The following is a 23,763-nucleotide window of genomic DNA, read 5'->3' on the forward strand; positions in this document are numbered from 1 at the left end:
CTTTTTTACTCAACATAATACTTTTTAAACGTTTAAGCAAAAAAAGTGGTTAACACTCCCTTTTTTATACATTTAATTTGTATATATACAAATCTGGTCCTTGTGCCATAGGATACTTTTTAGATATAATGTTTTGGTCTTAATACTTCGTATATAAAATACAAAAAAGTTTGAAGGTGTTATTTTTTTATGATTTTACTAGAAATAGTACTCCCTGCCTTTCTCATCTTTCTTTCCGGATTTTTGGTGCAAAAGAAATTCCAAGTAAGTATACGTTCGATTTCCGTTATATCCCTTTACATCATGTTACCAGCTCTAACCTTTCATACCTTTTTCACGATTAAATTAAATGTGCAGATTTTGTATGCTGCAGCAGTTTCTATACTGCTGATGATTGCTCTCATGGCCATTACTAGAGTCGTAAGCCGAATGCTTCGTTATGATGCTGTGGGTGAAAGCTCGATGATGTTAGTCACGGTGTTTATGAATTCCGGTAATTATGGTGCGCCGATTGTTTTGTTTGCGTTCGGTCGTCCTGGCTTTGAATTCGCAGTTTTAATCATGGTTTTTCATCTTATTCTAATGAGTATTTTTGGCGTTTATCTCGCATCTCGAGGCAAACAAAGCGCGAGTACGTCATTCAAAAATATTCTCAAAATGCCAAGTGTGTACGCGATGGTGCTTGGATTACTATTTCAAGCCCTTCATTTCCAGATGCCGGACAGTTTCCTTCAGGCTTTCGATTTGGTAGGACAAGCTTCTGTTCCAACTGTGATGATTCTTTTAGGGATGCAGTTAGCGGAGTTAACTCTTAAAGATTTTGATTGGAAAGCGATTTGGTTAGGTACGTTTATCCGGCTGATCTTATCTCCACTTCTTACGTGGGCCATATGTCTTCTTTTCCCATTGCAGCCGCTTTTACAAACAGTACTAATTCTAACGGCAGCAATGCCTTCTGCAGTCACTGTCTTGATGTATGCAATTGAATTTGATGCTAAACCACAATTTGTCTCGAGTACTACCTTTGTATCAACAGTTGCAAGTTTTTTTAGTATAGCTATTGTTGTATTTTTCTTGAGATAAAGTAAGTGAAGATATTACCAAGAACATTGGTACATTAAGTAGTAGATTTTTTTATCTTATCGACTATTAGTGGAATGAACTTATTTGAATAGCTTTTTGATTAATTTAAAAATATCAAAGGTTGTTCGATTGTACACTTTGTTATACATATACTTTTTAGGACTTCTTAACCAACCATACCCCCTGGGCATTTTCAAACCTGCGCGATGGACAATTTGTCTTTTGATGCTTGTTCTAGCAGCCATTCTTTTTTTAAAACTTGGTTTTCTCATACCAAATTTCATAACAGCATCCCCTTACATTGGTATTCTATTTCTCCTATGATTCTACTTGGTTGGACAGGAAACGATGAATTGATTATTTTTAAAACTTCTATTAATCTAGTTTAAATACCTTTATTTTTGTTAAAGCTCAATGTTGATTGGAGTGGAAGGCACGAGACTCCTGCGGGAACAGCGGGACAGGTGAGACCCCACAGGCGCTTAAGCGCCGAGGAGGCTCACCGCCCGCCCCGCGGAAAGCGAGTGCCTGGAGCGGAAATCAACCACACACTTCTCTTTTAGTAAATAGCAACAATATTTACTAAAACAGACTAGATTTAAGAAAGGTCCTGAATTTCCATGATTTAAATGAATCTTTCTCCCGTTTCATTCGTCTTAGTTAGTGAGAATCTAAGTTTAGTAGGAAAGGATAAAGCCATCTTGAAAAGAAAAAGGTTTAGAAGTAGTACTTTCATCACGATCCTCCTTGTCCTAATTGCTATTTTCATGTACCATCAATTTTTAACAAAACCAGTAGTTAATCAAACGGTTAATAAACAAAATGTTAAGATGCCAGATCGCCTCAACCCAGTGGTTGAAGAACGTTCAAATCATCTCATAGAAAAAGCAGCCGCTAAAGGGATTTCAATTGTAATCACTGATGGGTTCCGAAGTGTATCTGAACAGAATCTTCTATATGAACAAGGTCGTACTACTGAGGGGAACATCGTTACCAATGCAAAAGGCGGAGAATCCTACCATAATTTTGGACTTGCAGTAGATTTTGCCATCAAGCTGCCATCCGGAGAGGTTATTTGGGATAGGCAATATGATGGTAATGGAAATAGCGTTGCAGACTGGACAGAGGTGGTAGCCATTGCCAAGAAGCTAGGCTTTGATTGGGGTGGTGACTGGAAAAGTTTCAAAGATTATCCCCATTTGCAAATGGATTTCGGGCTAGCAATTGCTGATTTGCAAAGAGGAGCGAGACCTCCGGGGCAACCGCTAACAGCGAATAGTGCAAGCGAATAGAGCAAGCGAATAGAGAAATAAATCTATTAATGTACTAAAATAGCGCCAGCATCACTCACGACTTGGATGATGCTGGCGCTATTTTTTCTAAAGTAACTTACACCTTATTTTGTTTTCTTTTCATCCCACAGGAATTTGGTGTTACATAATCAAAACCAAACTGGGAGTATAGTCTATCCGCGGGTTTATTCGCAATCAATAATACATATGCATATTCATCTGTATTTTTATTTAAATAAGAATCGATTTCTCTCATAATCACTTTCCCAAGGCCGTTCCGTTGATAATCTGGATCTACCATGATATCAGAGACAACATAAGTTATTCCTTCGTCACCGATTATTCTTCCAAAACCGATTAACTTATCATGATCCCACAAAGAAACAATAAACAGAGAATGTTCCAAGGCAATCTCTATTTTTGATAAATTTTTCGTTCCCATTCCAGTTCTCAGTCTTAATGATTGATATAATATCGCGGATGGAGAACTGTATCGTATTTCCATGTTTATTAAAACCTCCGAATATATAAAAATTATGCGTTTATTCTTCATTTAGTTCTTAATGTATTTTTTTAACAACCCAAGCAAAAGGATTTAATGGTCTTCTTTTCTAATTGGATGGTTCCTCCGATAAAGGATTTTTCAATTCCGGCTTTCCCTTTTCTATTAACACTTTGTTTTCTGCCTAAGAAAATCGAGAGTATTAATATGAATAACCCAGTACCTATAAGAAGCCACTCGACTTTTATCATATCGGCTAGTGGTCCGAAAATGAGCATCCCAATCGGCATCATCGAAGTTGAAATCATCCCAAATACACCAAAAATTCTACCTAAATAATTTTCTTCTACCTTCTCTTGTATTAAAACCATTGTTGGCGTATTAAAAATTGGCATCGCTACTCCGAAAACAGCCATAAAAACTAAATATATCCAAAAGATAGGGACAATACCTAGTGCAAACGTACAAACTCCCATTAAAAGACTTGCGAACGTCATGGTGTGAACTTTGTTTTGAAAGCCTCCCCAAGAAGCTATTATTCCTCCACCTACCATCATACCAACAGAAAAAGCAATTTCGATGGTTGTTAACCGCCAAATATCGTCGCCAAAGCAGCGTGTAACCTGTAGAGGTGTTAAAAATGCAGCAGGTGCCATCAAAACGAAAAATATGGCGAAGAATAGAAAGAACTTTTTCAGAAAGTCGTGGTTTTTAATATAGGTCATACCTTGTAAAAAGTCATTGAAATAGCTAGTTGTTTGTTGCTCGGATGCCTTCTTATGTACAGGAATTTTTAAAAATGCAAGTAGTGTTATGATTGCAATTGCTGCGGTAATCACATCGATAAAGAAAATCATTTCAATGGAAGCGATCGTCAACAGTGCGGCACTAACAATCGGAGCCACAAACATAATGACTGCTTGTAGAGTTCCGTTTGTTCCATTTACTTTAGTCAACTCTTCCTTTGGTACTATTTGAGGCAAAATTGCCCCGACTGCTGGAGTTTGAATGCCTGCCCCGATTGCCCGAATTGCAGCTATGACAAAAAGTAACCCAGTCGCATCATAGCCCATTAAAAATACAATTGCTAGAATCAGAGTTGCAATCGCAATAAGAGCATCAGATAGCATAATCAGGATTTTTCGGTTGTAGCGATCCGCCCATACCCCCGCAATTGGCGATAATATAAAGGAAGGGATGAAGCCACAAATGATAAATAACGTCATCATTATTCCAGACTTGGTCGTTAGAGTTACATGCCACATAATCGCATATTGAACTAATGCCGAGCCAAAAAGTGATATGGTCTGACTGCTTAAAAAGAGAATAATATGTTTCTTCCAATTTCCAGTTACTTGGTCTGCTATTTTGTTCATCTTATTCACCACCTCCTTTGTTCATATTTTGGTAATAAAAATGATTTCAGACTGGACATTACAGAAAATTGTTCAACCTGGTTCAAGGCTATAACATTAATATAGCTTCTGACACACTTTAGAAGCAAGGAACCATCCCCTTGCTTCCCGATTTTAAATTTTGGTTCTGTTAAACATGCCTTATGATTTCCGCTCCAGGCGCTCCCTTTCCGCGGGCGGTTGGGAGCCTACTCGGCGCTTGAGCGGAAGCCACTGAAAAAGTGATGTTTTTTTAAAGTACCGAAGATTTTTATCGCTATATAGACAATAAAAGAAGATAATGACCTATATATTGTGGGTTGTTAGCCTCTTTTTCTCTTTAGACGGACTTTTTCAGTGCCCTCGCTCTGCGCCTGCGGGGTTCTCCCTTAACCCGCTTTTCCCGCAGGAGTCTCGCACCTGCAGCGAAGATCAACATAGTTGCAAAATCAACAATTAGCTTTATCTTAGCCTAAATTTCTAAAGATTTGATGTTCCAAATATCTTTTGCATATTCCTGGATGGTCCGATCACTTGAAAAGAATCCTGATTTGGAGATATTGATAAGACTCTTCTTTAGCCATACCTTTTTATTTCGATATTCATCACCAATGATCTCATGAATATTGGCATACGGCTCAAAATCACGTAGGACAAAATACGGGTCATTATGATCAAGTAAAGATTCGTAAATGGCCGTAAACTCTCCTTCGCAATTCGGAAAAAATCCATTAACCAATTGATCTACTACTTGACGAATCCGTGGATCATGATAATAGTATTCGTGTGAAGAATAGCCACCATTTCGTTCAAAATTAGCAACTTCACTAGCACTTAACCCGAACAAGAAAATATTCTCATTTCCGATAAGCTCAGTAATCTCTACATTTGCACCATCTAGTGTCCCCACCGTCAAGGCCCCATTCATCATAAACTTCATATTCCCGGTTCCAGAAGCCTCTTTACTAGCAGTAGAAATCTGTTCACTTACATCTGCAGCAGGGAAAATATCCTCAGCTAATGATACTCGATAATTTTCAAGGAAGACCACTTTTAGTTTTTCGTTTACATCTGGATCTTTATTGACCTTTTCGGCAACCGCATTGATCAACTTTATCACCTTTTTGGCAAAATAATAGCCGGGAGAGGCCTTTGCACCAAAAATAAATGTTCTTGGAAACAAATGATAATTGGAATCTTCTTTATGTCGGTTATACAAATAGATTATATGTAGCACATTAAGCAACTGACGTTTATAGGCATGCAGCCGTTTAACCTGGACATCAAAAATAGAAGCTGTGTCTACTTTGATTCCGCTTTTTTCATGAATAATCCTCGCAAGTCTTTGTTTGTTTGCTAACTTGATAGCATCCATTTTTCTCAAAAAGGCAGAATCATGCTTGAATTTGAGAAGCTCCTCTAATTTTTCTGGCTCCGCTATCCATTCGGATCCTATAGATTCAGTAATAAGGCTAGAAAGGTTTGGATTTGCCTTCAATAACCAGCGCCGATGGGTTATCCCATTTGTTTTATTATTAAATCTATCAGGAAACTCTTGATAAAAAGCGGTCATTTCCCGTTTTTTTAAAATCTCCGTATGAAGCTTGGCCACTCCGTTAATGCTATGGCTGCCTACGATTGCAAGTGGAGCCATTTTCACTTCTCCATCAGCAATGATCGCCATGCTTGCAATCTTATCCCAATCCCCAGGGTATTTCTCCCACAGTTGCTTACAGAAACGCTCATTAATTTCCTCAACGATCATAAAAATTCTTGGCAAAAGCGGCTGAAAAATTCGGATTGGCCAGCGCTCCAATGCTTCGGATAAAGTGGTATGGTTTGTATAGGAAAGGGTATTGACAGTAATATGCCAAGCTTCTTTCCATCCTAATCCCTCTTCATCCATCAAGATTCTCATCAGCTCTGGTACAGCAAGGGATGGGTGGGTATCGTTTATATGAATACTAACATGTTGATGAAAATCAAGCAGATTTCTCTTCTGTTTTTTAAAGGTGCGAATAATCGATTGTAGACTGGCGGACACAAGTAAATATTGCTGCTTTAGGCGGAGGATTTTCCCTTCATCATGTGTATCATCAGGATATAGAAGATCAGAAATAGATTCTGATTGCTCCTTATAAATATCAACATTTGCAGCACCACGAGACGATTCCGCGCTCCAAAGCCTTAAGGTATTCACATTGTTTGTATGGTATCCCATGACTGGTAGATCATATGGAATAGCCGTGACTTGTTCTGCATCTAAATGGCGAAATACAAGTCTTCCATTTTCCTGATGACATTCTACTGTTCCCCAAAATGGGATATGCAACCATTCATCGGCTTTTCTAACTTCCCACACATTTCCAGTCATGAGCCATTGTTCAGGCAACTCCACCTGATACCCATTGACAATTTTTTGCTCAAATAATCCATTCTTATAGCGAAGACCACAACCATGCCCAGGAAGATTTAACGATGAAAGGGAATCAAGAAAACAAGCAGCCAGCCGTCCTAGTCCTCCATTTCCTAGTCCGGCATCTGCTTCAATCTCCTCAAGCTCCTCAATGTTTATCCCCAATTCTTTCAGGCCTTGATTGACCACATCTTCAATTCCAAGGTTCATGATATTGGAACTCAGTAGTCTTCCCAATAAAAATTCAATCGATAAATAATATACTTGTTTTTGCCCAGAATTCCGGTATTGCTCATTCGTTTTTATCCAGTTCGTACTCACATATTCCGTAATCATAAGCCCAAGTGTTTGGAATTGATCAAGTTTTGTACTCTCGGCAAGGCTCGTCCTATAGGTCATTTCGAGCTTTTGTAGAAATTCTGTTTTAAACTCCTGTACACTCGTGAACATTCCTATCACTCCTTGAGACTAGGTCTTTGTATAGAAGATGATAAATATGTGCAGACCTGGTCCAGCTAAAATCCATCTGCAATACACTCTCAACTAGGCTATTCCATTCCTGTTTGTTATGGAAATAACTTAAAGCTCTTTCAATTGTAAAAAGCATGTCATGAGCATTGAAATTGGTAAAGGTGAACCCGTTTCCTTCTCCAATTTTTCCAGAATAAGATTTAACTGTATCATTTAACCCACCAGTCTCCCGAACAATCGGAATAGCACCATAACGAAGGGCAATGATTTGACTAAGACCACAAGGCTCAAACTTTGAAGGCATTAAAAATAAGTCAGCTCCTGCATATATCCGATGCGCAAGCTCTTCATCAAAGCCAATATAAACTCGGCACTGTTCATGGTATTTAGTAGACATTTGGTTGAAGAAGTATTCAAATTCCCGATCACCTGTCCCTAATACGATAAACTGAGCCCCCGTTGCCATGATTTCGTCGAATACTTCCCGGACTAGCTCAAGCCCTTTTTGGTTAGTTAGTCTCGTAACCATACCTATAAGTGGTATCTCAATATCCTGTTGAAGGCCAAACTGTCTTTGAATAGATAGTTTATTTAATAGACGTGCTTCATGATCTTTTGGACCAAACTGTGCGGTTAAAGCTGGGTCTGTCTTGGGATCATATAAAATATGATCAATTCCATTCAAAATACCAACAAGATCAGTTCCTCGGCTCCGCAATACTCCATCAAGTTTTTCACCGAAATAGGCCGTTTGAATTTCTTCCATATAAGTTGGGCTCACAGTTGTAATCTTGTCTGCTGAAATCAAGGCCGCTTTCATAAAAGAAACATTCCCGTTAAATTCAAGCTGTTCTACATTGAAATAGCGGTCTTCTAGCCCAAAGAAATCCCCAAGGATTTCTTTTGAGAAAACACCTTGAAATTGGAGATTATGAATGGTAAACACCGTACGGATCTTTTCATAGCCATTATGGTCTCGATATTTTTCTTTTAATAAAAAAGGGATCATTCCTGTATGCCAGTCATGACAATGAATAATATCAGGATAAAAACCAATTTGCTTTATACTATCCAGAACAGCAAGATTAAAATAAGAGAATTTTTCTCCTTCATCAAAATCTCCATACATTTGACTACGTTTAAAATAGTACTCATTATCGACAAAATAGTAAACAACACCATCAAGTTCAAGTTCTTCAATGCCACAGTACTGCTGTCTCCAGCCAACTGGAACAATAAATTCGGCTATTTTTTTCATTTGTTTTTTATATTCATCAGGGATTAATTGGAATTTAGGAAGTATAACTCTAACATCAATCCCAAGTTTTTTCAGTTCCTTCGGAAGTGCCCCCGCTACATCCGCAAGTCCCCCCGATTTAATAAATGGTACACATTCCGAAACTGTAAATAAGATCTTCATGCTTTTCTCCACGCTCCCTGTACTAATCCCTTTTCCAAGATAATCGGAGCATCTTTCGTTCCAGATATCCTTACCCCTGATTCAACTCTTACATCTTTATCGAGAATAGCATAATCTAATATACAATTTTCCCCAATTTGTGATTTCTGCATGATGATACTATTTTTCACAACTGCCCCTTTAGCAATTTTAACCCCTCTGGCAATAATGCTATTTTCTACGGTTCCTTTTATTTCTGCACCATTTGCAACCATTGAATTGTAAACAACCGCTGTTTTTTCATAACGTGTTGGCGGTTCATCCTTTACCTTGGTCAAAATGGGGCGTTCCTTTAGAAACAACTTCTTCCAGATTTCTGGATTGAGCAATTCCATACTTGCTAAAAAATAGCTGTTAACTGAATTAATCGTAATTGCATATTCATCATAATTAAAATAACAAATCTTGTAAGGACAATTGATATCAGTTACAACATCTCTAATCCCCAAATAGCCGGTTTTATTACGTGATTCAATCAGTTCCTGTAAGAGCTCTTTTTTAACAACAAATACTTCAAGCGATTTACCATTTTGTTGCACTTCGGAAATATCACAGCCATTATCGATATGCCATTCAAGAAGCTTTTCAAAATCCATATTAAAAATGATATTGGCATTGGAAATCACCGCATATTCCTGCTTACTTCTTTTAAAAAAATCTATATTTGCTGCTAAAAGATCAAATGGAGCTGTATCTCTATCTGTTGAATCAAATCTTGGTGAGGGGAAGAAAAATAACCCGTCATGTTTACGATTAAGATTCCAGTTCTTACCTGAACTCAGATGATCCATTAAAGATCTATTTTCACATTTAGAAAATATCGCCACGCTGTATATGCCTGAATTCACCATGTTCGAAAGCACAAAGTCAATTATACGATACCTCCCACCAAACGGAAGAGAAGCGACTGAACGATGGAATGTCAATTCTTCAAGATCTTCAAAAAGGGTCGCATTTATGACGCCTAGTAACCGTTTATTCAAAACTAAAGCCCCCCCTGAAACCCGTTTTTAGTAGATATCATTTCGGCTAATGTTTCTTCAGAAACAAGGCAAATTTCACCCTCGTTACATGGCCGGATGACTACGCCATCTGGCACAACAAGTCCGGATGATATAATTGCTTTTTCAATAATACAATCATGACCGATTACCGAATTAGGCATGATCACTGTTTCGTTTACAACGGCTCCTTTTTTTACTGTTACACCCTGAAAAACGACTGTTCTCGTAATCGTCCCCTCTATGATACAACCTTCATTAACAAGGGAATCAGTAAGTGTAGCATCTTTACTGATAAAATGTGGCGGCTGATTCGGATTTACAGAATAGATCCTCCAACTATTATCAAACAAATTAAGCTCACAGTTTTCATCTAACAAATCCATATTGGCTTCCCAAAGACTTTGGATTGTTCCTACATCCTTCCAATATCCTTTAAAAGGGTAAGCGTATAAATTTCTTCCGTTATTAAGCATTAACGGAAGAATATCCTTCCCAAAATCATGGCTAGATTCTGAATTTTCATTATCCAACAGTAAGTACTTTTCAAGCTCTTTCCAGTTGAATATGTATATTCCCATCGATGCTAGATTGCTTTTTGGCGACTCAGGCTTCTCTTCAAATTCAACTACTCTCAAATCCGCTTCCGTATTCAAAATGCCAAATCGATTCGCTTCTTGCCAAGGAACTTCAATAACGGAAATGGTCACATCAGCACCTTTTTCAATATGATGATCAAGCATCAGCTCATAATTCATTTTGTAGATGTGATCCCCCGATAATATCAACACATATTCCGGGTTATATTGATGAACATAGTTTAGGTTATGATAAATGGCACTGGCGGTACCTGTATACCATTTCACTTCCTTTGAAGCTGTGTAAGGCGGAAGGACCGTTACCCCATCATCCTTCCGATCAAGATCCCATTCACTTCCAATACCAATATATGAATTAAGAACAAGGGGCTGGTATTGTGTCAATACACCAACAGTATAAATTCCCGAGTTCGTACAATTACTCAATGGAAAATCGATAATACGATATTTACCTCCGAATGGTACAGCAGGTTTTGCAAGATCTTTTGTTAGTGTATTAAGTCTACTTCCCTGTCCCCCTGCGAGTAACATTGCTACCACTTTTTTCTTGTGCATCGATTACCTTCCCCTTTCTTTTTTGAACTGGACGCAAAATTGAAATCCCAAATGGTGATATGTTCATTTCAATTGAATGAGGCATTCCATGAAACCTGGTTTCGTCTGCATTTATCACTTTTCTATTTAATACGCCTGAACCACCAAACTCAGTAGCATCACTATTTAAAATCTCCCTGTAAGATGCCGATTTAGGAACACCGATTCGATAACCAGAATATGTTTCAGGAGTAAAATTGCAAACAATAATTACATAATCCTCAGGTTTTATTCCCTTTCGTATAAATGAGAAAATAGATTGGTGAGAATTGTTCGCATCAATCCACTCAAATCCCTCGTAAACATGGTCCAATTCATAAAGAGGCTTAGAGCGTTTGTAAACCTTTAGGAGTTCTTTAACAAACAGATTCAGTTTTCCGTGCATTTCGTAATCAAGCAAGTGCCAATCTAGCTGTTCCTTATCCTTCCATTCGGCAAACTGACCAAGTTCTGTTCCCATAAACGTTAGTTTCTTGCCGGGGTGTGCCGTCATAAACCCGAGAAGTAGTCTTAATTGAGCAAACTTTTGCCAATAATCACCCGGCATTTTATCAAGAAGGGATTTTTTTCCATGAACTACTTCGTCATGTGAAAAGGGGAGGATATATGCTTCAGAGAAAGCGTATAGCAATGAAAAAGTAACCTTATTATGATGATATTTCCGTTCATCCGGATTCGTTTCCATATATTTTAAAATGTCGTTCATCCAGCCCATATTCCACTTATAATTGAATCCTAAACCACCGTCTTCTGGCGACGATGTTACTTTCGGCCAATCGGTAGAATCCTCAGCAATCATCAATACATCAGGATAATTGGCAGCAACTGCCGTATTCAATTTCTTTAAAAACTCTACACCATAAGGATTTACCTCTTGATTTGAATTTGGCCAATAAATAATATTGGAGACAGCATCTACCCTAAATCCATCAATATGGTACTTATCAAGCCAAAACAGTGCATTAGAAATAAGAAAGCTTTGAACTTCTGTTTTTCCTAAATCAAAATTAGCCGTGCCCCAGACAATATTTTCTCGATCCTTTGTATTTTGATATTCAAAAACATGACTTCCATCAAAACAATATAAACCAAACGAGTCTTTGCAAAAATGCCCTGGAACCCAATCAAGAATGACACCAATTCCGTTCTGATGGCATTGATCAACAAAATACATAAGGTCATGTGGTTCACCATAACGGCTTGTTGCCGAAAAATATCCAGTCCCTTGGTAGCCCCAGGAAATATCAAGTGGATGCTCTGTCAAGGGCAAAATTTCAATATGAGTATAACCATGTGAAAGAATATAAGGAATTAGTTCTTTTGCCAATTGCCTGTAGGTAAGCAATGTCCCATCTGGAGCTAGTTGCCATGATCCAAGATGGATTTCATAAATTGAGGTTGGTTGTGATAATGTTTGTTTCTTTACTCTTTTTCGAAGCCATGAATGATCATTCCATTCATACCCTTCAAGAGGATAAACAATCGAGGCAGAATTTGGCCGTACTTCAGAATAAAATGCAAAAGGATCAGCCTTTAAAATTTTTCCACCAGTTGGTGTGACAAGTTCATATTTGTATAGAGCATCTGTTAAATCCTCTTCAACAAACAATGACCAGACACCCTCATCATTGATCTTCTTAAATTCATATCCTTCTCCTATCCAACTATTGAAATCGCCTACTATTCTCACATTCTTTGCCTCGGGTGCCCAAACACAAAACCGAGTATAAGTCTCTGAATCTTTTTTTACGATATGAGCCCCAAATAATTCATGGCTCAGGTATAAAGAACCTTCATGGAATAGGTGCAACTGATAATCTGTTGGATTAAATACCATCCTTTTCACCTGCCTTATCTGGTACTATTTCTAGTTACTATTAAAAGATATATTAACATTAAAATCATTCTAACTTTTTCGATTTCTCTCGACAATTGCCGACAAGTTTTACATAATAGCGTTTACAACCTTATTTGCTAAGCTTTTTAAAAATTTTGACAAAAAACAAAAACTTTTAATTTATAGATGGAGGATTTAATATGAGGTGACTTTAAATGGGTTCACTGGACTTATAGTTACTGCAGAATGGAGCCTAAGTTCACACTTTGGATGCAAAAAAACCAATCCTATCATTTTTTCAAAAAAAAAGCACACAACCTATAAGTTGATAGGTATATGAGCTTTTTTTCTATAAACTTACTTTTTCTCCAATGGATAATGGTTCTTTTGTTTCAAACAGCAAATTCTAAAGAAAAAGATTCAGCTTTTCGATCCGTTTTACCGCTTCCTTGAGTCGCTCCTCATCCACTAATAAGCCAACACGGATGTAGCCCTCTCCATATTCGCCAAAGCCAATTCCTGGTGCAACTGCCACATCAGCCTTTTCCAGTAAATAGTCGGCAAATTCATTGCTTGTAAAACCACTAGGTACTGGCAGCCAAGCGAAAAATGATCCGGCCGGACTTTTCACCCGCCAACCTATTTCACGACATGCCTTTATAAACGTATTTCGTCGTGATTCATACCGTGACACGAGATCTTTGACACAGTTTTGATCACTTGATAAAGCGGTAACAGCCGCTTTTTGTACAGCCGGAAAAAGACTGCAGTAAAGATGATCTTGAATGAGATTTAGTGCTTCGATAATTTCAGGGTTTCCAATTGCAAAACCCACACGCCACCCCGCCATGTTGTATGTTTTTGACAATGTATACATTTCAACACCGACTTCTTTTGCACCTTCAACTTCAAGGAAACTGACCGGTTTTTTTCCATCAAAACCAATTGCACCGTAGGCAAAATCATGAAGGATGATTATATTATTTCGTTTGGCAAATGCTACCGTTTCCTCAAAGAAAGCACGGTCTGCCGTTGCTCCAGTCGGGTTATTTGGATAGTTCAAATACATTAACTTTGCCTGCTGTAATTGATCAGCTGGTATCTCTGAGAAAATGGGTAAAAAGTTGTTTTCAGCTTTAAGTGGAAACGTCTGATATTGGACTTTTGCTAACACTGCACCTGACAAATAATCTGGATAGCCTGGGTCGGGAAGAAGCATTAATTCCCCTTCATTTAACAAACACATCGGGAGTTCGACTAACCCCGTTTTTGTTCCAAAAAGTATTGCTACTTCAGTCAATGGGTCAACTACTACACCATATTGTTTTTGATAAAATTCAGTTGCAGCCTCTTTAAGTTCAGAGATCCCGCGAAACGGTGAATATTTATGGGTATTTGGGTCTTCTGCGGCGATTTGCAATGCTTTAATAATATGATTTGGTGTTGGCTGATCAGGATTTCCTTGACCCAAATTAATAATATCGCGCCCTTCACCAATGGCTTTTTGCACCTTCTTAACTAGTGATGCAAAAAATTGAACAGGCAATTTTTTTAAGAGATCTGAATATTCCATGTTATCCACCTTTTAAGAAAAGTTATACCGATAATAGAACAAATTCTATAATCTTTAAATAAAAATGTCTAGTAGTGAATAAATCTAGAAAGTTCTATGCATCCCACATAAAAATATTTTTAGCCGACTATTTTTATTGGTTTTATTATATTGAAAGCGTTTTTCTATTTAAAAATAATATTCTTACGATTGACAAAATTAAAATAACTTAGTACTATCTTAAACATACAATTAAATTTCAATTCAAATTACTTATCCAGAGCGACCGAGGGACTAGGCCCTATGACGTCCGGCAACCCCCTTTTTTGGGAAAGGTGCCAATTCCTGCAGAATGACTTTCATTCTGAGAGATAAGTCGAAATTATTATTTTTCGATGTCTCTTTCAGATGAAAGGGGCATTTTTTGTTTAAAAAGGACCTTGCGATAGCTCTTCCCCCTTTGCTTTGGATACAAAAGAGGTTTTCATATGATACAAATTCAGAATCTTTCAAAGGTTTATCAAACAAAAAGAGGTACTGTAAACGGCGTAGATGACGTGTCGATGTCCATTCAAAAAGGTGAAATTTACGGAATTGTCGGTTATTCCGGTGCGGGAAAAAGCTCTCTACTCCGGTGTATTAATTTGCTGGAGAGGCCGACTTCTGGACAGGTTCATGTTGATGGTACTGATCTTACTTCTTTAAAGGGTGAGGACTTACGGTTAGCAAGATTAAAAATTGGGATGATTTTTCAACATTTTTACTTGATTAGCCAAAAAACTGTCTTTGAAAATGTCGCATTTGCCTTAAAAGCTGCCAAACTTCCGTCAAGTAACATAAAAGTACGGGTTGAAGAACTCCTCGATATGGTTGGTCTTGCTGATAAAAGAGATGTCTATCCTTCCCAGCTAAGCGGTGGCCAAAAACAAAGGGTTGCAATTGCTCGTGCGCTAGCAAACAATCCTAAGGTGTTGTTATGTGATGAAGCCACTTCAGCTCTGGATCCAACCACAACGATGTCGATATTAAATTTACTAAAAAAGATCAATCAGGAACTGAACATTACAATCGTATTAATTACCCATGAAATGAAGGTTGTTAAGGAAATTTGCAATCGAATGGCAATCATGCAAAACGGGAAGATCATTGAAGAAGGCAATGTATATGAGGTATTTGCTACCCCAAAAACAGACCTCACTCAAGAGTTTATCAAAAGTGTCGTTTCGTATGAGATACCAATTAATATTTTAAATAAATGCCAAGGACCAATTATCAAAGTAATTTTCAAGGGCCAGGTTGCTGGTGAGAGTATCATTTCTGATACACTTCAGTTGTTTAAGGTAAAAGGCAACTTCCTGCACGGATCGATTGAATATATTCAGGAATTACCACTTGGTATTTTTATCATGGAAATAGATGGAAAACAACCAGAAATTAACAATGCCATAAAATATATCGAAAATCGGTTCGCACAAGTGGAGGTGTTACGGGATGGGCTTTGATTTTCAGCATTTCGTTGAACTTATTCCAGAAATTAATACTGCATTTATTCAAACTATTTATATGATTTCCATTTCGCTGGTCATCGCAATAATCATAGGATTACCTGTCGGGATTCTTTTATATGTCACAGATAAAGGGTTATTTTTAGAAAATCGTTCTCTTCAAAATGTTTTGGGTTTTACTGTCAATTTAATTCGATCCATTCCATTTATTATTTTATTGGTAGCATTAATTCCTTTAACTAATTTGCTCGTTGGCTCCACAATTGGACCAGCTGCGGCAAGTGTCTCACTTTCGGCTGCTGCGATTCCCTTTTTCGCAAGAGTTGTTGAGTCTGCATTACGGGAGATTGATAAAGGAGTGATTGAAGCAGCGATTGCTGCCGGTGCAACGCCATGGATGATTATTAAGGATGTGCTGTTACTTGAAGCTAGATCCGGAATTATTTCTGGCATCACCTTAACCCTCATTAGTTTAATCGGGTTCTCGGCTATGGCCGGCACCGTTGGTGGGGGCGGAATTGGCGATTTAGCCATCCGGTTTGGATATTATCGTTATGATAATACGATCATGATTTCAACTGTTTTGATATTAGTTATTTTAGTTCAGGTTGTCCAACTACTTGGTGATTCCATTGCCAAAGTTGTAGATAAAAGAAAATAAAGAAAGAAGGAAAATCGGCATGAAAAAATGGCTAACAGCAATTATTTTTGTATTAGTAGTAGGTGCTCTTGCAGCTTGTGGAAGTACAGACAAAAAGGAAAACAGCAGTGACAAGGCAAGCAAAACAGAAGAAGCAAAAGAGATTAAAATTGGTGCGACAGCCGGTCCATATAGCGACATGTTAAAAAAAGCGATTAAACCAGGATTAGAAGAAAAAGGATATAAAGTTGAAATTGTTGAATTTAGCGACTACATCCAACCCAACAAAGCATTAAATAATGATGATATTCAAGCTAACCTTTTTCAACACACGATTTATCTTGAAAACTTTGCAAAAGAAAACAAAATGGACTTAACAGGATTGATTTCTGTCCCTACCGCTCCAATGGGAATATACTCTAACACTTATAAATCTTTAGATGATGTGAAAAACGGATCTACTATAACGATACCAAATGACCCAACAAATTCGGCTCGTGCCTTTAACACTCTCGAAGCTGAAGGCCTAATTAAATTAACTGAAAATGTAAACCCACTTACAGTGTCTGAAAAAGACATTAAAGAAAATAAGAAGGACCTTAAATTCCAACCGATTGAAGCGGGGCAACTCCCTCGTTCTGTGGAAAGTGCAGACTTAGCAGCCGTTCCTGGTAACTTCGCATTGGCTGCAAAAATGGATTTACTTAGTGCCCTTGCGCTTGAAAATATGATGGACCAGTATCGCAATGTTGTCGCAGTAAAAACTTCTAACAAGGATTCTCAGCTTGCAAAAGACATTAAAGAAGTTGTTAAATCAGCAGATTTTGAAAAAATCATTGATAAAGACTTTAAAGGGTTCGGAAAGCCTGAATGGATGAAGTAATCAGAAACAATAGAAAAGAGTGATAGACATGGATATCTTTTCCGTTCATGGCGCTCCAAGCGAATATATCTTGCAGGAAGGTATTTTGAATCAGTTGGAATCGAAGCTGTTGGAACGTGGCTTTCAAAAGGCATTGTTTGTTCACGGTAAAAAGTCCTGGGCGGCTACCCTCCCCTTTTTACCAGCCTTCAGCAAAATTGATTTTGCGGAACTCACTTATAATGGTGAATGTTCAATTAGCGAAATTGAAAAAATTACCGACCACATCCATTATCATTCATATGATGTGATCATTGGGGTTGGCGGTGGCAAAGTACTTGATCTCGTTAAAGCAGTATGCCATTTAGCTCATGTCCCCTCTGTATTGATTCCGACATTGGCATCCAATTGTTCTCCATGGACCCCAATCAGTGTTATCTATGATGAAACAGGTGTATTTATTCGTTATGACATTTATCCAGTCAGTGCAAGTCTTGTTTTAATCGAGCCTAAAATTTTGCTTCATGCACCGCTAAACATGCTGATTGCCGGAATTGGCGATACACTTGCAAAATGGTACGAGGCCGATGCCCAAATGTCCATACTAAAAAATAAACCCGTTCCCTTACAAATAGCTTATTACTCTGCAAAACAGTGTAAAGATCAGCTTTTGCAACATTCTGAAGGAGCGATCCATGCTGCAAAAACGGAGAAATTAAACGCAGAATTTGTAAAAGTCGTTGAAACCATTATAATCCTCGCCGGGATGGTAGGTGGGTTCGGAGATCACTATGGAAGAATAGCCGGTGCCCACTCTATTCATAACGGGCTAACTAGTTTGGCTCAAACCCACCTTGCGCTTCATGGTGAAAAAGTCGCATATGGCATTCTTGTACAACTTGTATTGGAAGATAAGTGGAGCGAAATTGAGCAATTGATTCCCTTTTACAACAAGCTTGGGCTGCCAATATCGCTTACCGATTTGGGAATAACTGAGATTAATGAAGATCTGATTACATTAATTGCTGAAAAATCTACCCGGCCTGAAGAATCAATTCATGTAATGCCGATTGGCCCCATCACTTCAGCAAGGGTTGGTATCGCAATTGATGAAATGGAAAAATTCGTTATCGAAAGATAAAACCCCTATAAGGAAGACACCAGTTGTGTCATTGTTAGTTTGTTTAATGTCTTAATGGATGTTATCGCAGATCAATTCATATAAAAAAAGTGCCCAGCTCCTACCAAATCATTGGAAGGAACTGGGCACTTGAGTTTGTAGCTCATTTTATCATCCTTCCGACAGAATTCCCCTTCCTCAAGGAATGTGAAGGCGAAGCCCAATGAGTAGGGAGGGGATGAATGTCGGTTGGCGATAGCCAAAACCTTCCTCCTTGTGTTATAATAAGAACAAATGTTCCTGTGAGGCAGGCGAAATATATGCTAGTAAACAAGGCTTACAAGCTCCGCATCTACCCAAATAAAAAACAAATTGAACAGATTAACAAAACCATTGGCTGTTCAAGATTTGTTTTCAATTTCTTTCTTGGCAAACAAAAAGAAAAAGATGCTTACTGGTATATCGTCGAAGAAATGAGACAAAACGGTCAGCTCACAGCGAATAACTGGAAAGGCAAATTCTTAAACAAATTTGAAACAGTGAAATCGCTTCCTGAACTGAAGAAACATTACTCATTTTTGAAAGAAGTCGATAGTATTGCTTTGCAAAAATCAGTAGAAAATTTAGCTGATTCCTATGATCGCTACTACAAAAAGCAAAATAAACAACCTCGATTTAAGTCAAAAAAGAATCCAGTGCAATCTTATACAACAAAGTATACAAACGGAAATATCGCTATCATAGACAACCACATCAAACTTCCCAAACTAGGGTACGTCCGTTTTGCAAAAAGTCGTGAAGTCGAAGGTCGTATTATAAGTGCCACGATCAGAAGAAACCCCTCTGGTAAATATTATGTTTCTTTAGCCACTGAATCGGAAGTAAAAGAATTGCCTAAAACTAATTCAGCAATTGGTATTGATGTAGGACTGAAAGATTTCGCTATTCTTTCGGATGGAACGATTTACCCTAATCCGAAGTTTTTTCGTTCATTAGAAGAAAAATTAGTCCATGCGCAAAGAGTTACAAGCAGACGAAAGATAGGTGGTACGAACTGGTATAAAGCCAAAAGAAAAGTTGCATGTATTCATGAAAAAATTGTAAATGCAAGAAAAGATTATTTGGACAAGATTTCTTCCAAGATTGTCAAAAACCACGACATTATTGGGATGGAAGACTTGTCCGTATCGAACATGTTAAAAAATCACCATATTGCTAAAGCAATCAGCGAAGTATCTTGGTCACAATTCAAAAGTATGATCGAATACAAAGCGAAATGGTACGGTAGACAAGTAGTAACCGTTTCAAAAAACTTTGCAAGTAGCCAGCTTTGTTCTGGTTGTGGCTACAAAAACAAAGACGTTAAAAATCTCGGATTACGTGAATGGGAATGCCCTCAATGTCATACCCATCATAATCGAGATATTAACGCAGGAATCAATCTTAAAAACGAAGCCCTAAGACTTCTAACCGCAGGGACTGCGGGGATCGCCTAATCAATAACTAGTGGATACACTAGTGTTCTTAGGAATCCCCTTCTTCAAACAACCCGTAAGGGTGTTAAGGAGGGGTAGTTCAACTTAAGTGAGTCTCAAAGCCGTTTCTACTGATGTACGTTTTGTTTTGCAAGGTTAGTTTGCTAGTTCTATTAAGCGGTTACGGCTGAAATACTTTTTGCAGCTGCTGCTACTTTTGCTAAACCTTCAGCAATAATGGTCTCTGCTTGATCTGGCATTGCATTATGACCTTCAATAATGACTTCTTGAACAATTTCCATTCCGAAAATTCCAGCCAATACGTTTTTAACATAGTTAGCAGCCATTTCCATTGGTGCTGCTTCTGGTGTTGAGTAAACGCCACCACGTGCACTAAGGATAACGGCCTTTTTGTCAGTCATTAGGCTTACTAATTGGCCATTTTCATCATATTTGAAGGCGAAACCAGCTTGGAATACATAATCAATGAATGTTTGCAATTTTGCTGGGATCGTTAAATTCCATAATGGGAAGGCGAATACAACCACATCTGCTGCTGTTAATGCATCCATCGCTTTTTGTTTTGCAGCTAGAATACGCTTTTCTATATCTGTCATTTCCTCGCCTGATTCTACTTTACCGAAAGCGTTGAATAAATCCTGACCGAAGTAAGGCATGTCCTCAGCAAACACATCATAGGTTGATACGTTAACACCTTCAATGTTCTCCATAAAAGTTTCATACATTTTACTTGAAACAGATTCTGAAGCTGGGCGGTTATTTGCTTTAACTACTAAAATATTCATTATTAATTTTCCCCTCTTAATATCCTTAATATAATTATCTCGAATTAACAATATATTAACGTAGGACAAATGTCAACCAAAACGATTCAGAATAAATGACCAGCATTAATTGGCATGATTGAATGATTGATTACTGCTATTTATTTTCACGTAGAAAACAAATATAATAATTAAACTATGTCCTCTTTGTGAAATCCATCTAAATTTAGGATTGGGAAGTAGTAAACAAATCACCCGATATAGTAAGTATTTGATAATATATTTGTATAGTAAAAATCATTATTATATCCATGAAAATTTTGTTTAACAAAAAGTAGGAATGAATATGCTAATTGATTGAAGGAAATTCCGCTAGGTTAGGAGGTTGACATATGTTCAGAATAAAATTTTTCACACCAAGATTAAATAGTGAAACCTTTCTCTTTTTTCTCCTTTTAGCACTAGCCTTTATTTCATCAGCATTTAAAGTAACTTTTGTTTATGGTATTACTTTTACTTTTACGAGTATTGTTATTTTTTTGATATTTCGATTATACGGTCTTCCTTTAGCTATTTTGGTCACTACCCTAACTTTTTTGTTTATCCCAAATGGGCCGATATACGTAGCCTATAACGTTATTTTATTAATCGAAATCATTTTCGTCGGCGCTTATTTTCATATAAAAAAAAGAGCGAAAATGTTTTTTGTGGATTTGTTTTTCTGGTTAACCTTTGGAATAACGGCAATATTCTTTCTGAATAAGTCTTCGTTAGCTGGAGATACACTTTATTTTCAAATTTGTAAGGATATCCTAAATGGATTATATAATGTCTTGATTGCAGACATGCTCTTAGCTTATTTCCCTTTTTATAAGTTGCTCAAATCAATTCCATTAAATAAAAACAATGTCTCCATTCATCAGTTTTTATCTCATATAACCATTATTTCAATCATGATCCCCTTTTTCTTAATCATTCTGACTAAGACGTGGACCGAACATGAGTTTATTACTCACAATTCCATGAAACAGGCTGAAAAAAGGTTTACTCAAATTAAATCAGAGATTTTACATTTAAATAAGAAGGATCTACAAAATCCTCCTCTAGGCAAACTAGATGAGCTTATTGAGCATAATAAATCCACTGAATATAGCATAATTATTATGAATGATCAAAATAAAGTGATCGCCTCCAGTTCAAATACCATTCAGGTAACGGATGATTACAATTGGAATCAGATTTATGAGTATAAAAAGGTTTCTAATCATTTCTATGAGGCTCTACCTACAGATCAAAATGGTGTACTCCCCATTACTAAATGGCGATCAGGAAAATTAGTGTACATAAAAAATGTAGATGCTTTACCGATGAAAGTAATCATTCAGTTTCCAATTGCTCAATACCAAGACCAAATATTTAATGAATTTATGATTCATCTCGAGTTGTCAGTCTTATTTGCTTTCTTTACCATAATTTTATTATCGGTTATTAATCGGATGTTTTTGAATAATTTAAGGCAATTAACCATCGCCACAACAGGTTTACCCAAGAAGTTAATCAATCAAGAAACGATTGATTGGCCGCAAAGTAATATCTCAGAGTTACGTTTACTTTCACAAAACCTAAAGGAAATGGCCCAAAAGATAAAAGAATTATTTCAAGAAAGCATTGAGATGAACAGGATTCTTACAAGTCAAACAAAGAAATTAACGGAATCTGAGGATAAACTGCATCAATTAGCCTATTATGATGTTTTAACTTCTCTACCGAATCGCCTTCATTTCCAGACGTATTTAGGGAACCTAATTAAAAATAATACTACTAAATTTATTGCGATTATTTTTATTGATTTAAATGAATTTAAGCAAGTAAATGACATATTAGGTCACGACGCAGGTGACACACTCCTTCAATTAACAGCAAAAAAGCTTAGTCTCATACGCAATGATAGAAGGGAAATTTTTCGACTTGGTGGAGATGAGTTTGTTATTGTCCATGAGGTTGATGAACGAGAAGAAATCTCTCACACGTTAGAGCACATTCGCACGGGGTTTTTATCCCCCTTTAACATCAATGGAAAGGTATTATCTATAGCAGGAAGTGTAGGGATTAGCTTATATCCGGAAGATGGAAAAGATTTAGATTCTCTTGTGAAATGTGCAGACATTGCGATGTACGCTTCCAAAGTAAAAGGTGGAAATATTCCTCAATTCTTTAATGAATCGCTTAGGGGCAAGTTTGAAAAACGGTTATTAATTGAAACTTCATTGCGGACAGTTGCGATTCAGGATTGCTTCCAACTGTTTTTTCAACCAAAGATGCAAAATGATAAGGTAACGGGTTTAGAAGCTTTGTTGCGTTGGTTTGATCCTAGCTTAGGGGAAGTGCCTCCGGCCACCTTCATTCCAATTGCAGAGGAAATTGGTCTTATAACAACAATAGACGAGTGGGCCCTTTGTGAAGCATGTAAACAAAACAAAAAATGGCAAGATGCACATTTACAGAAGCTACCTATTTCTGTAAATATATCAGCGAAAACCTTTCATCATGACCATTTAATTTCCATGGTAATAAAAGCATTAAATGAATCAGGCATGGATCCTAAGGATTTAATCCTTGAAATCACAGAGAGTGTTTTTGTAAAAGATATTAAGCACGTTGCGGAAGTCATCGACCAGATAAAAAATTTAGGTGTCCTTATTTCTATCGATGATTTTGGAAAGGGGTACTCTTCCTTCCTTCATTCGCTCCAATTACCTATTGATGAGATAAAAATTGATAGTCAGTTTATTAATGGTATAGATCGTAATGAAAAAAAGGCACTTTTAGTCAAATCCATTTTTGATATTGCACATGGACTGGGTTTAAATATTGTCGCTGAAGGAATTGAAACAAAATACGAAAGAGATGTATTAATCCAAATGGGATGTGATGAGCTCCAAGGAAATTTGTTTAGTCCTCCCATTAGTAGTATGGAAATGGAAAAATTCTTTGGTTGAACACTTAATGCCAAACTATATTACACTTTAACCTGTTCTTTTAGAACACAACAAAAAAGAGGCTGTCTCAAGGGGGTCAACAATTTGGCCCTTGAGCGACCTCTTCTTTTTTTAGGCTCTGTTAAACATGTCTGTTGATTTCCGCTGCAGGCACTCCCTTTCCGCGGGGCGGGCGGT

The 23,763-nt window shown here is 37.4% G+C and carries 17 protein-coding genes, 1 pseudogene and 1 riboswitch; of the genes and pseudogenes, 8 read left to right on the forward strand and 10 right to left on the reverse strand.

From position 1 onward, the window contains the following. Window positions 1-246 precede the first annotated feature (246 nt). On the forward strand, window positions 247-1,083 hold the full coding sequence (locus B1NLA3E_RS12235; protein ID WP_236619571.1) for an AEC family transporter: 837 nt from the start codon (window positions 247-249) through the stop codon (window positions 1,081-1,083). Window positions 1,084-1,163: 80 nt separating this feature from the next. Here B1NLA3E_RS12235 and B1NLA3E_RS12240 read toward each other — a convergent pair whose 3' ends face one another. Then, a complete protein-coding gene (locus B1NLA3E_RS12240; protein ID WP_015594147.1) occupies window positions 1,164-1,367 on the reverse strand; it encodes a hypothetical protein in 204 nt (67 codons plus the stop codon). 414 nt (window positions 1,368-1,781) lie between these two features. Between B1NLA3E_RS12240 and B1NLA3E_RS12245 the strand changes: the two genes are divergently transcribed. Further along, window positions 1,782-2,375 carry a M15 family metallopeptidase gene (locus B1NLA3E_RS12245; RefSeq protein ID WP_041581065.1) on the forward strand — a complete coding sequence of 198 codons (594 nt, stop codon included), beginning with the start codon at window positions 1,782-1,784 and terminating at the stop codon, window positions 2,373-2,375. Between the two features lie 97 nt (window positions 2,376-2,472). Here the strand turns inward: B1NLA3E_RS12245 and B1NLA3E_RS12250 are convergent, their stop codons facing one another. The 8 genes and pseudogenes from B1NLA3E_RS12250 to B1NLA3E_RS12285 all read right to left on the reverse strand — a co-directional run bounded on the left by B1NLA3E_RS12250 (window position 2,473) and on the right by B1NLA3E_RS12285 (window position 14,221). Next, window positions 2,473-2,880 (reverse strand): GNAT family N-acetyltransferase, encoded by a 408-nt coding sequence (locus B1NLA3E_RS12250; protein ID WP_041580495.1) that lies wholly within the window; start codon window positions 2,878-2,880, stop codon window positions 2,473-2,475. A 106-nt stretch (window positions 2,881-2,986) separates the two neighbouring features. Further along, window positions 2,987-4,253, reverse strand: a pseudogene (locus B1NLA3E_RS12255) (MFS transporter). A gap of 490 nt (window positions 4,254-4,743) precedes the next feature. Continuing rightward, window positions 4,744-7,137, reverse strand: a complete 2,394-nt coding sequence (locus tag B1NLA3E_RS12260) for a glycogen/starch/alpha-glucan phosphorylase (protein WP_015594151.1) — start codon at window positions 7,135-7,137, stop codon at window positions 4,744-4,746. After that, on the reverse strand, window positions 7,112-8,578 hold the full coding sequence (gene glgA / locus B1NLA3E_RS12265; protein WP_015594152.1) for a glycogen synthase GlgA: 1,467 nt from the start codon (window positions 8,576-8,578) through the stop codon (window positions 7,112-7,114). The genes B1NLA3E_RS12260 and glgA overlap by 26 nt, the downstream gene beginning before the upstream one ends. Next, window positions 8,575-9,600: a sugar phosphate nucleotidyltransferase gene (locus B1NLA3E_RS12270; protein ID WP_015594153.1), complete on the reverse strand. Its 1,026-nt coding sequence runs from the start codon at window positions 9,598-9,600 to the stop codon at window positions 8,575-8,577. The genes glgA and B1NLA3E_RS12270 overlap by 4 nt, the downstream gene beginning before the upstream one ends. Before the next feature lie 2 nt (window positions 9,601-9,602). Continuing rightward, window positions 9,603-10,772, reverse strand: a complete 1,170-nt coding sequence (locus tag B1NLA3E_RS12275) for a glucose-1-phosphate adenylyltransferase (RefSeq protein ID WP_015594154.1) — start codon at window positions 10,770-10,772, stop codon at window positions 9,603-9,605. Next, on the reverse strand, window positions 10,720-12,648 hold the full coding sequence (gene glgB / locus B1NLA3E_RS12280; RefSeq protein WP_015594155.1) for a 1,4-alpha-glucan branching protein GlgB: 1,929 nt from the start codon (window positions 12,646-12,648) through the stop codon (window positions 10,720-10,722). Before glgB ends, B1NLA3E_RS12275 begins: the two co-directional genes overlap by 53 nt. A 406-nt stretch (window positions 12,649-13,054) precedes the next feature. After that, window positions 13,055-14,221, reverse strand: coding sequence for a pyridoxal phosphate-dependent aminotransferase (locus B1NLA3E_RS12285; protein ID WP_015594156.1), 1,167 nt, complete (start codon window positions 14,219-14,221; stop codon window positions 13,055-13,057). 249 nt (window positions 14,222-14,470) lie between these two features. Beyond that, a riboswitch (SAM riboswitch) is annotated at window positions 14,471-14,578 on the forward strand. Between the two features lie 110 nt (window positions 14,579-14,688). On the opposite strand from B1NLA3E_RS12285, the gene B1NLA3E_RS12290 reads away from it, so the two are divergent. The 5 genes from B1NLA3E_RS12290 to tnpB all read left to right on the forward strand — a co-directional run bounded on the left by B1NLA3E_RS12290 (window position 14,689) and on the right by tnpB (window position 19,823). Then, window positions 14,689-15,702: a methionine ABC transporter ATP-binding protein gene (locus B1NLA3E_RS12290; RefSeq protein ID WP_015594157.1), complete on the forward strand. Its 1,014-nt coding sequence runs from the start codon at window positions 14,689-14,691 to the stop codon at window positions 15,700-15,702. Beyond that, entirely contained in the window at window positions 15,692-16,366 is a 675-nt protein-coding gene (locus tag B1NLA3E_RS12295; protein ID WP_015594158.1) for a methionine ABC transporter permease, read from the forward strand. The genes B1NLA3E_RS12290 and B1NLA3E_RS12295 overlap by 11 nt, the downstream gene beginning before the upstream one ends. Before the next feature lie 19 nt (window positions 16,367-16,385). Continuing rightward, window positions 16,386-17,228 carry a MetQ/NlpA family ABC transporter substrate-binding protein gene (locus B1NLA3E_RS12300; RefSeq protein ID WP_015594159.1) on the forward strand — a complete coding sequence of 281 codons (843 nt, stop codon included), beginning with the start codon at window positions 16,386-16,388 and terminating at the stop codon, window positions 17,226-17,228. A gap of 28 nt (window positions 17,229-17,256) precedes the next feature. Beyond that, complete coding sequence (locus B1NLA3E_RS12305; RefSeq protein WP_015594160.1) at window positions 17,257-18,348, forward strand: iron-containing alcohol dehydrogenase family protein; 1,092 nt, start codon at window positions 17,257-17,259, stop codon at window positions 18,346-18,348. Between the two features lie 299 nt (window positions 18,349-18,647). Continuing rightward, complete coding sequence (gene tnpB, locus B1NLA3E_RS12310; protein WP_015594161.1) at window positions 18,648-19,823, forward strand: IS200/IS605 family element RNA-guided endonuclease TnpB; 1,176 nt, start codon at window positions 18,648-18,650, stop codon at window positions 19,821-19,823. Between the two features lie 152 nt (window positions 19,824-19,975). Here the strand turns inward: tnpB and B1NLA3E_RS12315 are convergent, their stop codons facing one another. Further along, the gene (locus tag B1NLA3E_RS12315; RefSeq protein ID WP_015594162.1) at window positions 19,976-20,608 is read right to left on the reverse strand and encodes an FMN-dependent NADH-azoreductase; all 633 of its coding nucleotides are present in this window, start codon (window positions 20,606-20,608) and stop codon (window positions 19,976-19,978) included. 371 nt (window positions 20,609-20,979) lie between these two features. Here B1NLA3E_RS12315 and B1NLA3E_RS12320 point away from each other — a divergent pair, with 371 nt between their 5' ends. After that, window positions 20,980-23,586 carry an EAL domain-containing protein gene (locus B1NLA3E_RS12320; protein WP_015594163.1) on the forward strand — a complete coding sequence of 869 codons (2,607 nt, stop codon included), beginning with the start codon at window positions 20,980-20,982 and terminating at the stop codon, window positions 23,584-23,586. Window positions 23,587-23,763 lie beyond the last annotated feature (177 nt).

Origin of the sequence: Bacillus sp. 1NLA3E (assembly GCF_000242895.2) — a bacterium.
Lineage (GTDB): Bacteria > Bacillota > Bacilli > Bacillales > Cytobacillaceae > Bacillus_BU.